Origin of the sequence: Clostridium fallax, assembly GCF_900129365.1 — a bacterium.
Classification (GTDB): domain Bacteria; phylum Bacillota; class Clostridia; order Clostridiales; family Clostridiaceae; genus Clostridium_AH; species Clostridium_AH fallax.
Genome location: NZ_FQVM01000007.1, coordinates 59,235 through 75,692 on the forward strand (window position 1 = coordinate 59,235; position 16,458 = coordinate 75,692).

Sequence of the window (16,458 nt, forward strand, 5' to 3'; positions counted from 1 at the left end):
TCACTTTAACTATAGAATTTAATCTTTTTTAACCGTTTTTGAACTTTGTTAAATACAGCAACATAACATATAATTACATTATGATAATTCATTAGGAGGTGTAAACAATTAAAAGGAAAAAGCGATTTTTATCAACTATATTTCTAACTTTAATATTTTTAATTTCAAGTTTTGCAATAGATACTTTAAACGTTGCAAATTCTGGTGATTACAATAATCAGTTGGTTTATGCAAAAGGAGGACATTCTCATAGTTCTAGTCATAGTTCAAGAAGTAGTTCTGGTTTTAAGTCTTCCTCTTCATTTAAAAGTAGTTCATCCACCAATAAATCTAGTGGAAATCAAGGAAGTAAATCTTCAATAAATAAGAACCCTAAATCATCTACTGGGGATTATAAATCTGGCTCTTTTTCTAATAAAAGTTCTGATAAAAGTAATTCATCCTCTAATGATAAAGGAAATTCTTCTAATTCCTCTAGTAAAAGTGGAGACTACAAATCCGGTTCCTTTAGTAATTCACCACCAACTAATGAAGAAAAAAATTCTAATAAGGAGAATGATCAAAAACGATATAATGATAGTGGTTCTAAAAGATCCTTTATTCCAATTCCCTTTGGATCACCATTTGGAAGAAGCCGTTCTTATTACGGGGGATATGGATCACAACATAGTATTCTATGGACAGTATTTAAAATATTTATAGCATTTATAATAATTATTATTATAATAAATCTTATTAAAAAATTTACAAGAAGAAAATAATATTTGGAGGGATAATAATGGGAGTTTTTGGAAGAATATCAAATATGTTTAAGGCTAAAGCAAATGATGCTTTAGATAATTTAGAAAATCCAATTCAATTACTTGATCAAAAAATAAGAGATATGGAGGAAAATTTAAATAAAGCTAAACTATCCTCCGCTCAAATCCTTGGTAATGTTCATGAAATAGAGAAGAAAATGAAAGAGGCTGAATTAGAATCTAAAGATTATGATGATAAAGTCAAACTTGCACTTTCTAAAGGAAATGAAGATTTAGCAAAGAAAGCTCTTCAAAGAAAATTAGATGCAGATAAAAAATATGAAAGTTTAAAAAATAGTTATAATGAAGCCTATAGTAAAGCTGAAACTATTAAAACTAATTTAAGATCTTTAGAGGAAGAGATTGAAAAAACAAGAAATTACAGAGATGAGGCTGCTGCAAGATACAATAATGCTGAAGCTTCAAAGAAAGTAAATGAAATTTTAGCTAATGTTCAAACTAAATCAAACTCAATAAATATTGATGATATTGAAAGAAAAATTCAAAAGAAAGAATCTTTAGCAGAAGGATTAGGAGATTTAAAGAAGGTTGATACTTTAGAAGATGAATTTGAAGCTTTAAACAAAATAGATTTAGATGCAGAACTTGATAAGTATAAAAATCCTAGTTCTTCTTCATCAGTTAAAACTAATAGTGACTCATCTTTAGATGATGAACTTTCTAAATATAAAGATAAATAAGGTGACAAAAATGAGTAAAGATTTAGATTTTATAAAAAATGAAAAAGACTTATGGGGAAAAATATTTGTAGATATAAATTATGCAATAGATAATATATCTCCATTTATAGAAGAAAAAAATCTAAATAGAAGAAAATATTATATAAAAAAAGATATTCTAAAAAAATATATAAATTTACTAGATAGTGCAGAATCTGAGCTATCTTTTAAAAAATCCTTTTTCTCTTTTTTAAAAGATAATAAGTATGAAAACTTATTATCTTCATATAAGAATGATCACAGAAGTGATTTTAATCAGTTAAGGAACTGCGATAAGTGTGCTTGCTTAAATTGTATAAAAGAATGTAGTTTTAACAGCTGCTTAGGCTGTAAAAGCGGTTCTTATATAAAAAAATGTGATAAAGAAAAAATTAATATTACAGTTTATGAAAATTGGATTTTAGATTTAACTAACAATAATACTGGTATTAGTAATAAATATAAAGTTCTTGGTACACTTGAAGACTGCCAGTTAGATAGACATTATATAGTTCTTCAAAATATTATGGATTCTAATGATAAATTTATACTTTATTATTATCCTGGTATAAGTGAAGATAATTATGGAGAAATAACTGACGGAGAAGAGTTTGATTTTGTTGTAGAAACCTTTGAAGGAAAAGATCTTTAAGTTAAAAGCACTGAGATTAATATGCTTGTAAAATAAGCTCTTTAAATCTCAGTGCTTTTATTATATTTATATTATAATTTAAAAACAAATTAATCTTTAATTATAAACCTATATAAGTATATTTTAAATATAGTATATGATAGTCTAAATTATTTTCTTTACATCAAATCCTAAGTCTTCTATAGTTTCCTTTAAAACTTCGTCAGAAACAGAGCCTTCTATTATAGCCTTTCCTTTTTCTATATTTATAATCTTATCTATTCCTTTTAAAGATTCTAAGGCCCCCTTAACACTATTTACACAATGCATACATGACATACCTTCTATTATTATAGTCTTCTTCATAATACATTCCTCCTATTTTATTATTTAATAAGCACAAATAAATTTTTATTATCTTTGTACTTTATAATACACCTTTACAAATTAATATTTTAAATAAAATTTTATTGACTTTAGTATTTAGGTTTAAATGTTTTTAATCTTAAAGCATTTAAAAGCACTGATACAGAACTAAAGCTCATAGCTAAGGCTGCTATCATAGGATTTAATAAAGGACCACCAAAAATATGCAAAGCCCCCATGGCAACTGGTATTCCTAAAGAATTATATCCAAAAGCCCAAAATAAATTTTCCTTAATATTTTTTATAGTTTGCTTGCTTAACTGAATAGCACCAATTACATCCATAATATCACTTTTCATAAGAACTATATCAGCAGATTCTATAGCTACATCTGTTCCTGATCCTATAGCAATCCCAATATCTGCAATAGCAAGAGCAGGAGCATCATTTATTCCATCACCAACCATAGCTACTTTTTTCCCATCACTTTGTAATTCTTTAACTTTATTTGCCTTATCCTCTGGTAAAACTTCTGAAATTACCTTATCAATTCCAACTTGTCTTCCAATAGCATTAGCAGTATTTTTATTATCTCCTGTAAGCATTACAACTTCTATTCCCATTTTATGAAGATTTTCTACAGCTTTTTTACTATTTTCTTTAACTGTGTCTGCAACAGCTATTATTCCCATTACTTCATTTTGAGAAGCCATAAACATAGGAGTCTTACCTTCATTAGCTAACTTTTCAGTTTCTTCTTCTAAATTCCCTAAAATTATATTTTTTTCTTCTAAAAACTTTTTATTTCCCAGGAAAATTTTCTTTGAATCTATTATTACTTCTATTCCCTTACCTGGAATAGCTTTAAAATTTTCTAAGTTTTTTAATTCTAAGTTTTTATCTAAAGCTTCTTTTACTATAGCCTCACCTAATGGATGTTCAGATCCTTTTTCTGCTGAAGCTGCTAAAATTAACATTTCTTCTTTTGATATATTATTAGATATAATATCTGTAACTTTTGGCTTTCCTTCTGTAATAGTTCCAGTCTTATCAAAGACAACAGTATTTAAACTATGTGTATTTTCTAACGCTTCTCCACTTTTTATTAAAATACCATTTTCTGCACCCTTACCTGTACCAACCATTATTGCTGTTGGTGTAGCTAATCCTAAAGCACAAGGACAAGCTATTACTAAAACAGATATAAAAATTGTTAATGAAAATACTGTTCCCTCTCCTTTTATATACCAAGCTAAACTTGAAATTACAGCTAATGTTATAACTACTGGTACAAAGTATCCTGAAATAATATCTGCCATTTTAGCAATAGGAGCCTTAGATCCTTGAGCTTCCTCTACTAATTTAACTATTTGAGATATAACAGTATCTTTTCCTACTTTGGTAGTTCTATATTTTATCACTCCATTTTTATTAATACTTGCTCCAAATACATTATCTCCAATACTTTTTTCTAATGGTATGCTTTCACCAGTTAACATACTTTCATCTATAGATGTATTCCCTTCTACAACTACTCCATCTACAGGAAGTCTTTCACCTGGTTTTACTAATATTATATCTCCAACCTCAACTTCATCTATATCTAAAATCTGTTCTTTGCCATCCTTCATAACAGTAGCTGTTTTTGGGGATAATCCCATAAGCTTTTTGATAGCTTCTGATGTTCTACCTTTTGTAAGTGTTTCTAAATATTTTCCTAAGGTTATAAGTGTTAGTATTGTAGCACCAGACTCAAAATATAATTTCATTGCATAGTTAGTATCACCTTTTATTATGTTATATATTGCAAATACCCCATAAAGATATGCAGCCCATGTACCTATAGATATTAAAGAATCCATATTAGGACTTCTCATCACTAGGCTTTTAAATCCAACTACAAAAAACTTTCTCCCAATAAACATAACTATTGATGTTAAAACTAATTGACTAAGAGCAAAATTCAATGGATTTATATGAGGATCTATTATACTTGGCAACTTTAATCCAACCATATGCCCCATAGAAATTATTAAAAGCGGTATAGTAAAAACTATAGATAAAATCAATCTTTTTTTCATATTCTTTATTTCTTGCTCTTTTTTCTTTTGATGTTCATCTTCCTTTTCTTCTTCTATAAGTTTAAAACCAGCTCTTTCAACTGCTTTTTTAATTTCTCCTAATCTTACTTCATTATTATCATAAGAAAGAGCTAATGTTTCTGCTGAAAGATTAACTATAGCACTTAAAACTCCATGCATTTTATTAACTATCTTTTCAATTCTTTGCGCGCAAGATGCACAACTCATTCCTTCTATTCTTAAAATAACATTGGTTCTATCTCTTAATGCTTTAAATCCAGCTTTATCTATTTTTTCTACTATATCATCTAAAGAAATTTTATCTTCATCATAAACTACTTTTAAATTTTCAGAAGCTAAATTAACAGATGCCTCAGAAACTCCTTCAGCTTTAGATACAACTTTCTCTATTCTTCTTGCACAGGAAGCACATGTCATTCCTTCTATTTTTAAACTTTTTTCTACCATAGAATCATCTCCTACTTATCAATAAGTTTATTTAATATTTCTACAATTTCCTCAATTTTTTCCTCTGGATCATCGTTATTTAAAAAAGCAGATTTTACACAGTGGTTCATGTGTTGCTTTAATATAAGCTTATTAGCCTTTTTTAAGATTGCTTGAGATGCTATTATTTGATTTGATATATCAATACAATATCTTTCATCTTCAATCATTCTTATTATTCCCTCTATTTGACCCTTACATGTTTTTAAACATTGTAATGCTTTCTTTTTTTCTTCGTTCATATTTACACCTCCCACCCCCCGTGGGGGTATCATATATTTTTATAATACTTCTAGTGATAATAATTGTCAATAAATTTAATTTTAATTTTTTCAAAACTTTTATTAATTAATCCATCTTTCTTAATTTGTTATAAATTATGATTTATATTCATTAAAAATAAAATAAGCTACAAAGTTATTGATATTTAATTATCAATAACTTTGTAGCTTCAATAGCCTATAACTTAATAAATATTTTAATATTATCCTATTTTAGAAACTATATCTTTATCTTTTTTATATAAATTTTTATAACAATAATTTATTATATCGCTTCTTTTTATTATTCCTATAAAAATTCCATGGTCATCAACAACAGGTACAAAATTTTGAGATACAGCTAAAGTAATAATACTTTCTATATCTGCATCTATGTATACACATTTATGGTTTACTCTTCTTGAAATATCTTTAACCTTTACTGTATTTGTATTACTGAAAGTTAATTCTGGAGTATTTTTTAATTTCCAAAGCAAGTCCCCCTCTGTAAGAGTTCCTACATATCTACCAGCCTTGTCTATTAGAGGAATTGCAGTATATCCATTATGCTCCATTCTTTCCATAACCTGTCTCATTGTTGCATCTACATTCTCATAAACCACTTCACTTTTAGGTGTTAGAAAAAATGCTATATTCATACTAAACCCTTTCTAATTTTACTTATTATATTATAAGAAATATTCTTCTTACAACTTAATTTTATCATATTTTTAATATTTTTGTTATAGGCTTACTAAATAATTGGCATAAACTTTGTTTATAATTTATCGAAACTTAAGAAAACTTTACTTTTTATTTCCATATTATAATATATTAATCTATAAGTTTTCATAAATATTGCAATATTATTTTTACTAAATATTTTTATAATAATATAATTATCTTTATAAAAAATATTATTTAAAATATAATAAAAGCAAACCTTATTAGTTTGCCTTTTCTAATTTATATAAATAATTCATATATTCTATATCATTTAATATAGTTTTAGATTGAGAATAAACCTCTTCTCCTGTTAGAGTTTTTTTAATTACAATTTCATTTAATAATTTACATTTACATTTAGGACAAGTACCCACTGTTAAAAATCTCCAAGAAAAAGCTTTAAAAGGTTGATCTATCTCAAAAGTATTTCTACATCTTGGACAAGTAAAATCTATATTATTTAAGTTAAGTTTAACTGATTTTAAATTATTAATTTTTATAGCAGGCATATTATAAATATCCTTTACTATATGATTTTTTATCATTTTATTATTATATAACCTTTTAAAAACTTCCCCAGTATATATGGCATCATTTAAAGCATCATGAAGTTTTCTAGTATCTATCTTTATTTTTAGCTCCTCTAAAGCATGTTTTAAACTTAAAGAATTTTTATGTGCAAGAATTTTAGTTGCATACTCTTGAATATCTATATATTCTTTTATCCAACTTAAATTTTTATATTTATGATAATTAGCATTCTTTATTATTTCCGTAATATCATCCTTTGCCCATGAGCATATTATAGAATCTTCCCCAACGAAATTTTTAAGTTCCTCTATACCATCACAAAAATCAATTCCCTTTTTAAGATCCTTTTCTTCTATTCCAGTAATATCTATTATGTTAGGATTTAAAATTTTTAATACTTTAGGAGTTATATATCTTTTAAATTCTCCTATATTTCTCATAAATTTATCTAACTTTATAGCCCCAATTTCAATTATTTCATTATCTAATTCTGGTTTTTCTAATTCCATATGTTCTTCATAAAATTTAGGGTAATATTTAGTTATATTTTTCATATTATTAAATTCTAGATCTATTATCACATAAGTCATTAAAAACATCCTCTCACTATTATCTCCCTATATAATTATGCCATAAATTTCATATATTTTCATTTATATAAAAAATAAAGTTATAAAATTACATTTTTAATATATTAATCTAAATTAATATATATTAAAATACTAATTTTACAACTTAAAAACCTCTAAATTATTTTATATAAAATGCTAATAATATAATTAAATCTAGTTATAATATTTACTTTTGTTTTATAATACCTATAGCTACTCCTAATATCTGCCATTGTCTTTCTTCTAATGAAATAGGTAAATATTTTGGATTCTCTGGCATAAGAAGAGCTTGTCCATTTTTTAAAATTAATCTTTTTAACGTAGCTTCTCCTTCTAAATTTACTGCAACAATCTCATTATTATCTGCTACATTCTGTTTCTTTATAACAACTAAATCTCCATCCTCTATATCAGCATTTTTCATACTATCACCTTTTATAGTTAATATAAAAATATTATTTTTTCCTTTAAACCAAATGCTAGGTAAAGAAAATTCACTTTCCTTTTGTGAATTTATAAGAATAGGCTCTCCTGCTGCTATATTACTATATATAGGAATAGACTTTAAATCACTTTCTACATATTCGCTATTATCTTTAAAATCTTTTATTATTACTTCCTTTTCTCTTATTCCATAGTCTATAAGTAAATTAGTCTTAGTTTTATTTTTTAAATCATAATAAGTATAATTTTCTAGAAAATTTAAAGTTTCATCATTATCTTTAATATTAATTTTTTCATCAAAAATAAAGGTCCTATTATTTTTAGGTATCCATTTTTTATTTTTTGTACCCTTTTTACTATTTAATATAATTGTTAAGGTAGAATAGCTTTCATGGCTGCAAATTTTATCTAGAAGTTGAAACTCAGTTTTTGTTATCTCCTCAAAATCATCTACAATAACATGAGAGAATTTATTTTCTTTCTTTTCACTTTCTAAAAAAGCAAATTTTATTAATATATTATAATCTAAAAATCCTTTATTTAATAATATTTCTTCATAACTCTTACATATATCATATATACCTATTCTAGTTAAAGCCCCTTTTTTTAATCTTTTTCCTCTTCCCATTCTTGGTATATTTAAGTAACTTTCTTCCGTTAAATTATTCTCTCTTATCCAGTCTATTTCTTCTATTAAAAATTTTAAATTACTATTTTTTATTACTTTAGACTTCTTATATAAATCTTTTTTATCCTCTATTAAATTTTTAATTAGACATATTTTTTTCCTTTGATCTATAAATTTATAGTTTAATCTATTCTTATTTATATATCCATTACTATAGCTATTTATTATTTCATCTAAAGTAAAAAATTTTATTTTATCTCTCTTGGTAGAAAATAAAGTTAAAGAATCAAAAAAAGTTTCATCTTTTGCTTTAAAATATATTTCTTTTGCCTTATCTAATTTTTCCTTTGTTGAAGATATAAAGGCTATCTCATCCCTATTTAAAATGCAGTATTTATTTTCTATTTTTATAGTTTTATAAAGAGCACAAGTTGTTTTACCTGTATTTAGCTCTCCTTTTATAATCTGATATCCTAAGGATTTATTTTGTAAATATCTTTTTTGTTTTTTATTAAAATTCATAGCCTCTCCTCCTAACTATTTGAAAGAAACTCTGAAATGTTTTTTATAACCTCACTCATATATTTAAAATTTATTTCATTAATATTATCATCTTTACTATATATATCTATATTTCTAAGAACCCCAGTATCACTTACTAATACTGCATCATATCCATTTTCCCAAAAACTCTCTACTCCAGATGATTTTCTACCTAAAGTTAATGTTTGAGATTTTAAGGAAGGAACTTCACTGTCTTTTTCAAATTTGGATGTAAATTCTTCAAAAAATTCTTTAGAATTTTTAGTTCCATTTAAAGCTATAAAATTACCTCTATCTGGCATAACAGGACCTTTAAACGGATATCTTTGAGATAAGATATTTTCATAATAATATCCTAAAGAATCTAATACTATTGCTCCTTTAATATTTTTTCCTTCTTCTTTTAACTTTTCTACAAAATGATTACTTCCAAGTTCTTTTGATCTTTTAAGAGGAATCTCATGATTAGCAAAGGCAACAAACTCAACTCCGCTTTTCCCTTCATTTTCATTATATAATTCAGCTAAAGTAAGTAAAGAAGCTATTGGTGTAGAACAGCCATCTGCTGATGAGCTATCGCTACTATCATAATGAGCTCCTACTATGATTTTCTCTTTATTTTTATCTTCGTCTTTATATGCAACTACATTTGCTAATAACTTTCCATCTACTTCAAAATCCTGAACTTTAATCTCATATCCTAAGTCATTAAATTTATTTATTAAATATTTTTCAGCTCTAGTTAAATTATCATAATTATTAAAATTTCTTGGGCCTATATCCTCCGAAAAAAATAAAGTATATGATTTAATCTTATCTTCAATTTTTGAATCACCTTTTACTTCTACGTTTTTGTTATTTTTCCACCCGAAAGTAGTTGTAGCTACCAATATTAAAACTACTGCAAAAGCAGCTACATAATTTATCTTAATTTTTTTCATTTCTCTGTCACTCCTATGTATAAAAAAAACTCCAAGTTTTAGCCTATATTAGCTTTTTCCTTGGAGTTAAAATCTATATAATTTTACACCTATATCTATATTATGTCAACTTTACACTATTTTATATTAGTCCAAAGATCAACGCTTCTCTTAACTAAAACATCATGTCTATTAGATAAAGATTCAATATTCCAATCCTGTAATTTAAAAATTTCTTCTGTAATTTTTAAATTACTCTTTTTAGATAAATACTGTTCAATCTTCTCTTTAAATGGCTTGTTATTAGCTCTTGTATTCTTAGCTCCAGTAATTATAACAAGATTTCCTAATCTATTAGCCCAATTTCGTCTTTCCTCTGTAGTAAAATTACTAGTCCAATGTTTATCTTTTGCGTTTCTTGGTAGAACATGCTCTAACATTATTTTATCGTTATATTCTATAGCCTCATTTCCTCTAAGTTCCATATCCAATCTTACTAGAATATATTTCGGAATCATCATTCTACCTTTGCTATAGAATTCTATATCATTTAATGAATTTTCAAAATAAGCTGCTGTTCTATCTAAATCGCCATTAAAGATTTCACTATTTATTATTTCTGCTGAAGTATTTTGATTATCTATAGTGTCTATTATTTTATATACCCTTGATAATCTATCTGCAAAGGAGTTCCCATTTACCCAGTCAATAACCACTCTTTTTTCTAATGCTTTTGTGAAGTTAAATATATCATTATCATTATTAAACTTTTCTGCAAATCTTATTAAAGCAGACATCCATTCATCAAAAGGTAAGAAATCTTTCATTATAGTTACTAAATTTTTATAATAAACTTCTTTTTCTTTATCATCTAAAGATATATTACCATCTTCTATATATTTTACATAAAGCTCCTTAACCTTATGTAAGTGTTTTATAAAGTTTTCTCCTCTATATTCTTCTTCCATTTTAAATATTTTTTTATTAAATTCTTCGAATATAGTATTGTTAGACTTTCTTTTAAGTTTCATAGTTCTTATAAAGCCTATAATATTTTCTAAGTTTTCTTTTCCTAAATCTTGTTCATCGGTCTCCCACATATCAGTATATTTATTTCTTATACTTTCATCTATAACCCTTAAGTTTTCACTTTTTAATAGATCTGCATTAGTTAAAGGTAATCCTCTTGCATTTATAACATTAAATAATCTAAATGCTGAAGTAAATGAATCTGTAATTATTACAACTAAAACTACTTTTTGAAGTAAATATTTTATAAAATCATTTAATTTATCTTGTAATACATCTCCATTTTCATCCGTAAAACTATTTTTAAATACTTCTATAGCATTTATCATGTTAACTTTTGCTTCACTAAGTTCATTTTTATCTAATTTTAAAGCTTCTAAAGTGCCTTCTTGACTTAATATATATTTTCTAAAGAATTCAAGTTCTTTTCCTCTTACTTGAACTCTAATACTTTCCTTTATTCCCATAAGTTCATTAGGTTTTTGATATATTAATGAAGTTAATATACTTTTATATCCTTCATCTTTAAGCAAGTCTCTTATTGTTGCTATTAACATTATTATTGATGTTAATCTTTGTTGTCCATCTATAACATCATATAATCCCCAACCATCATCTTTAAATTCCTTAGAACAAAGAACTATACTTCCTATAAAATAAGGTTGGAAATTTTCGAAATTCTCACCATATTCTTCTTTATTCATATTTATTGAATCATCTATATCATCAACTAGCTGCTGTAAATTTTCTTTTGTCCATGAGTAAGCTCTTTGATAATCTGGTATTTCAAATAAAAATTTATCACTTAAAAGATCCTTTATATAGTACTCTTTAGCTTTTATCTTTTCAGTAAACAAAGCAATTCCTCCTATTTTATAAAAAATATATTTTATTACACACTAAAAAATTATAGGTGGATTTTAAATCCACCTACATCCTTATAAATTATAACAGTAATACAGAAATTTGTCCAAAGCTATTAAATATCTATTCCTGCCATCCTCATTAAATAAACAGCATTTCTAGTATTAGATTTTCCTCTCTTTAATTTGTAATCAAATTTAATTTCATTATTTACATAATACTCTTCAAAATGATAATTTAAAACCTTTTGATTTTTTTCCTCTAAATCACAAAGCTCTAAGTCATGAGTTGATACAAATCCCATTGCATCTTTTTCACATAATTGATTTATAAGAATTTCTGCCCCTGTATGTCTATCTATAGAGTTAGTTCCTTTAAAGATTTCATCTAGAAGGAAAAATACTTTTTCTTCCCTTTTAGTTGCCTCTATTAAATTCTTAACTCTTAATATTTCTGCATAAAAAGAAGATATATTTTCTTCTAGGTTATCACCTATCCTCATACAAGTATAAATGTTAAGTATAGGACAAGAAAACTCCTTTGCACAAGCTGGTGCACCTAAATAAGTCAATATCATATTTATTCCTATAGTTCTTAAAAATGTACTCTTTCCAGACATATTAGAACCAGTTATAAGAATTATATTTTTATTTTTTTCCATTAATAAATCATTAGTTATCATTTTATCACCAAGAAAGGGGTGCCCTATATTTATAGCAGATAGTTTTAATTCATCATTTATACTTGGATAACTCCAATCCTTATTATCAAAATTTAAATTTGCTATACTACTTAAAGCCTCTATCTCTCCTAATACAAAAAACCACTCTTCTATATTCCCACCATTTTCTCTTCTCCATTTTTCAAATTCTCTTAATAAATGTATATCCCAAAGAAATAAAAAATTCATAATAAGATAAAACATATTACCAGTATCTGATACTTTACCCTCTAATCTATCTAAAAGCCTTAAAGCCTCAGCTGCTGATTTTTTATTTTTATTAGTTAATCTTCCTTTTAACATATTTAAATCTTCATTTTGAAAATCTTCTTCATTTATCCTTTTAATAATTCTAAAATATGTTTTAATTTTATATCTTAGATCATACATAACACTTATTGTATTTGATCTATCTTTAACCAAAAATTTTATTATTATTATATTTAAAATTATAAATAAAGATGGCATAACTGTACTAATTTTATTTAAAGGATAAAATAAAATTATAGATCCTACTGTTAAAATAGGCATAATTATCGAAATTATTAAAGTTGGTATATTTAATATAGAATCATTTCTTTCTTTAGCCCATTTTAAAAATGTATCTATATCTCCTTTTTCTTTATTATAAACCCTACCTAAAGATTCAATATCCTGTCTAAAGTTAATCTTCTCTCCTAATTCTTTTAGCATTTTTTGATTTGCATATATTTCTTCTTTTTTAGGTAACTTTATTATAGATAGTTTCTCCTTCAAACTTTTTCTTCCAAATAAAGTGGTTGTAGTATTTATCCATTGAAATAAAGATCCCTTTCCAAATATATCTAAATCATTTATAAATGGATGTTCTACATTTAAATATTCTTCACCTTTATCTAAAAACTCTTTCCACTTTCCATTAACTCTAGATAAAGCATCTTCGTTTACATTTATATTGATTTTTAACATTTTTTTATATTCTACTGTTTTAGAATGGATATATGCAATAAAAGTAAAAGCTATGATAAATGCTATTATTTCCATTAATATAAACTTATAGCTCTTGTTTTTATACAGGAAGTAAGTAGTTATTATTGCCAAAACTGCTATAACAAGTCTTAAAATGCTAAAAAAATTGCACTTATTATCTATTTCTTTTAATTCTTTATTTTTATTATCTATTCTTTTTTCATAAAAAGATATATTACTTTTCATAAATTCACCCTCCTTCTATATGTATAAGCTTTTAATAAATTTAAGATATTTACTTTTATAATTATATCATTAAAATAAAAGCTAACTATAGCTTTTTTATAAAGTTATAGTTAGCTTTTCATCTATCTTAAATAAAATTTAATTATTTAATGCATTATATATTTTATCTAAGTTTTCCTTTGCTGCTTGTAAATAAGTTTTATTATCTTCTTGACTTTCCATTGTATAAATCTTTTCTACTTTCGCCCCTACTTCTTTAGCTAAAGTTTCTGATACCTTAGGGCTAGCTAAACTTTCCATAAATATAGTTTTTATATTATTTTGCTTACAGTAATCTACTAAATCCTTAAGTTTTTGTGGTGTAACTTCTCCTTCTCCAAAAACATCTTCAACACTCTTTTGATTTAATCCAAAATCCCTACATAAATATCCAAAAGCTTCATGTCCAGTTATAAAATCTTTATTAGTTAACTTACTAAATCTATCTTTATTTTCGTCATATAGCCCTTGTAATTTTTTTATGTAGTCTTGATAATTTTTTTCATAATAATCTTTATTCTTTTCATCTACTTGAATTAATGCATCCTTTATATTACCACATTGTATTTGTGCTTCTTTTAAACTTAACCATATATGAGGATCTAATTTACCATCAGTCTCTATTTTATTTACCCCTTTACTTGAATCTACTATTTCTTTTACTTTACCATCAGAAGCATTTATTACTTTGCTTACCCAGTCTTCTAATCCTAATCCATTATAAATAAATATATCGGATTTTAAAAGTTCTTCTAAGTCTTTAGTTTTAGGTTCAAAATCATGTGGTTCACTACCATCTGGTACTAAACTTTTTACCTCTACTTTATCTCCTCCAATATTCTCCGTAAATTCTTTTAAAGGATAAAAACTTACAACAACATTTAATTTTCCATCTTTCTTTTCATTGTTTGTTTTATTATTTGTACAGCCCACCAATGATAGTCCTATTATTAATGTACAAATTAATGATATTAACTTTTTCATATTCCCCTCCTGTACTTGCAAATGATTTGCATTATATTTTGGAGTATACTATTTTAACTTTCTATTGTCAACTATTTTATTATTTACAAATATTTATTAATACGTTTAAGGTATTATCATATTTACTTAAAGTATCCTCATTTTTATTTTTTTCCCAATCTAATTTTTTTATAAAATTTTCTTCTTTTTCTTCTATATATATATTAGGAAATGTATGAGTCTCTTCATTTATTGTATTATCTGGTGCAATTCCTAATTCTAGAGGAAATCTTATAACTAAGCCAGAATTAGGTAATGACACTAGCGCTGGATCCATACCTATCCCATCTCCACCAGTAGTTGTTCCTACAAGAGTTGCAAAATTATTACTTTTACAAAATACAGAAAAATTTTCTGCTGAAGAATATACTTCTTCATTTACTAATAAATATATTTTTCCTTTAAAGTTAATATTATTTTTTTCTGGATTTATTTCTATTTTAAAATCATTATAATTATAAAAATCATCCTCTAAATTATTAAAAATTTCTTTTAAATTCTTATCTATATATTTATAATTTTTATTTTTTAGCCATTGAGCCTTAATTCCTAGTCTATCCTCTATAAAAGGTTTTATATAATCTCCATTTTTATATATACATTTATATTCAAATTTTATTGGTTCTAAAATAAGAGGTTTTACTATATTTTCTATCCAATAACTATCTGATCCTCCACCATTTCCTCTTATATCAATGATAAGATTCTTATAATTTTTTACTTCTTCCAAAAAACTTCTTATTATCTTATTATCTTTCTCGACTCTACTATAATCAAAGGATTGTATCGCCATATAAGCAATATCACTGTTTATTTTTTCTGTATAAACATTTTCCTTAAAATTAGTTCCACTTAATTGATACTTATTTTCTTTATAAAATCCACTTTCTATATTTAATTCTTTTACCTTATTTATAGATTTAATCTTTAATTTAAGGGTAAATTTATCGCTTTCTTTAAATGTTAAATAATCTATATAATTTTTCTTTCTTATATAGTCATATTTTAATATAGATTTATCTATTAATCCCTTTACATAATTATCAATTTTTATTCCATTTACCTCTAAAAGTTCATCTCCCTTATTTACACCGAATACATTACAAGGTATATCTCCTAAATCATATGCTAGATACTTTCCTTCAACATAATAAAAAGAAACTGGAATAGTTTCATAAGAATTATCACTTTTACTTTTTAAAAGCTGTTGCCACTGTTCATTTTTTTTAACTACAGATTGATTATTTAATATATTTTTCCAAACTTTAAAAGAACTATTATTATAGTTATTAGTTAAATGCTTTATATAATCAGGAGAAATAATATTTGTGTGTATGTTTTGAAGTGTATTTAAAATTTTATTTAATACATCATAAAATTCTGTGTTGCTATTAGTATTTTTAATAGCTTTTTTAAATAAATCTATATTTTCTTTCCATATAAAAGATGTCTTCTTTTCAGCAGAATTAAAATAAGGATAATTTTCTAAAAATATATTAGTTAAATAATTAAAGTCTTCTAATTTTTCTTCTTCTGTTAAGTTTTTTAAAACTATGTCCTCTTTATAATTTTTATCTTCACTATAAGAAAAAACCTCTTTGGTTTGTATTCCCATTGAAATAATAATTGAAAAAAATATCATAAACATAACTTTTCCAAAATTACTTTTCATAAATCCTGCTCCCAATTTTACTTTTATTTCCATTTATTTTATTATACTTTTTTTATTTATATAAATCATTATAAAAATTTATATATTTTAAAATTATTTATCTAATATTCTTTTGTATAAAGACCTATCTATATAACTTAATTTTTAAC

Annotated in this window: 14 protein-coding genes; 3 read left to right on the plus strand and 11 right to left on the minus strand. The window is 24.9% G+C overall.

Annotated features, from left to right (window positions below; all coding sequences use genetic code 11):
- Window positions 1-221 precede the first annotated feature (221 nt).
- Genes BUA70_RS05375 through BUA70_RS05385 form a run of 3 tightly spaced genes read left to right on the plus strand, consistent with a single transcriptional unit; the run spans window position 222 to window position 2,171 of the window.
- Window positions 222-761, plus strand: a complete 540-nt coding sequence (locus BUA70_RS05375; protein ID WP_083573464.1) for a hypothetical protein — start codon at window positions 222-224, stop codon at window positions 759-761.
- A 17-nt stretch (window positions 762-778) separates the two neighbouring features.
- Window positions 779-1,501, plus strand: coding sequence for a PspA/IM30 family protein (locus tag BUA70_RS05380; RefSeq protein WP_072894386.1), 723 nt, complete (start codon window positions 779-781; stop codon window positions 1,499-1,501).
- A gap of 10 nt (window positions 1,502-1,511) precedes the next feature.
- Complete coding sequence (locus tag BUA70_RS05385) at window positions 1,512-2,171, plus strand: DUF1292 domain-containing protein (protein WP_072894389.1); 660 nt, start codon at window positions 1,512-1,514, stop codon at window positions 2,169-2,171.
- 144 nt (window positions 2,172-2,315) lie between these two features.
- Here BUA70_RS05385 and BUA70_RS05390 read toward each other — a convergent pair whose 3' ends face one another.
- The 11 genes from BUA70_RS05390 to BUA70_RS05440 form a co-directional block, all read right to left on the minus strand.
- The gene (locus BUA70_RS05390) at window positions 2,316-2,516 is read right to left on the minus strand and encodes a heavy-metal-associated domain-containing protein (RefSeq protein ID WP_072894392.1); all 201 of its coding nucleotides are present in this window, start codon (window positions 2,514-2,516) and stop codon (window positions 2,316-2,318) included.
- 110 nt (window positions 2,517-2,626) lie between these two features.
- Window positions 2,627-5,065: a heavy metal translocating P-type ATPase gene (locus tag BUA70_RS05395; RefSeq protein WP_072894395.1), complete on the minus strand. Its 2,439-nt coding sequence runs from the start codon at window positions 5,063-5,065 to the stop codon at window positions 2,627-2,629.
- Window positions 5,066-5,076: 11 nt separating this feature from the next.
- Complete coding sequence (locus tag BUA70_RS05400; protein ID WP_072894399.1) at window positions 5,077-5,346, minus strand: metal-sensing transcriptional repressor; 270 nt, start codon at window positions 5,344-5,346, stop codon at window positions 5,077-5,079.
- Between the two features lie 242 nt (window positions 5,347-5,588).
- Window positions 5,589-6,023: a CBS domain-containing protein gene (locus tag BUA70_RS05405; protein ID WP_072894402.1), complete on the minus strand. Its 435-nt coding sequence runs from the start codon at window positions 6,021-6,023 to the stop codon at window positions 5,589-5,591.
- A 288-nt stretch (window positions 6,024-6,311) separates the two neighbouring features.
- Complete coding sequence (locus tag BUA70_RS05410) at window positions 6,312-7,211, minus strand: 3'-5' exonuclease (RefSeq protein WP_072894406.1); 900 nt, start codon at window positions 7,209-7,211, stop codon at window positions 6,312-6,314.
- A gap of 208 nt (window positions 7,212-7,419) precedes the next feature.
- Window positions 7,420-8,826, minus strand: a complete 1,407-nt coding sequence (locus BUA70_RS05415; protein WP_072894409.1) for a LexA family protein — start codon at window positions 8,824-8,826, stop codon at window positions 7,420-7,422.
- An 11-nt stretch (window positions 8,827-8,837) separates the two neighbouring features.
- Entirely contained in the window at window positions 8,838-9,788 is a 951-nt protein-coding gene (locus tag BUA70_RS05420; RefSeq protein WP_072894412.1) for a M28 family peptidase, read from the minus strand.
- A 116-nt stretch (window positions 9,789-9,904) separates the two neighbouring features.
- Window positions 9,905-11,653: a DUF262 domain-containing protein gene (locus BUA70_RS05425; protein WP_072894415.1), complete on the minus strand. Its 1,749-nt coding sequence runs from the start codon at window positions 11,651-11,653 to the stop codon at window positions 9,905-9,907.
- 122 nt (window positions 11,654-11,775) lie between these two features.
- Entirely contained in the window at window positions 11,776-13,575 is a 1,800-nt protein-coding gene (locus BUA70_RS05430) for a MutS family DNA mismatch repair protein (RefSeq protein WP_072894418.1), read from the minus strand.
- A 138-nt stretch (window positions 13,576-13,713) separates the two neighbouring features.
- Entirely contained in the window at window positions 13,714-14,598 is an 885-nt protein-coding gene (locus BUA70_RS05435) for a metal ABC transporter substrate-binding protein (RefSeq protein ID WP_072894422.1), read from the minus strand.
- Window positions 14,599-14,677: 79 nt separating this feature from the next.
- Window positions 14,678-16,309: a S41 family peptidase gene (locus tag BUA70_RS05440; RefSeq protein WP_072894427.1), complete on the minus strand. Its 1,632-nt coding sequence runs from the start codon at window positions 16,307-16,309 to the stop codon at window positions 14,678-14,680.
- Window positions 16,310-16,458 lie beyond the last annotated feature (149 nt).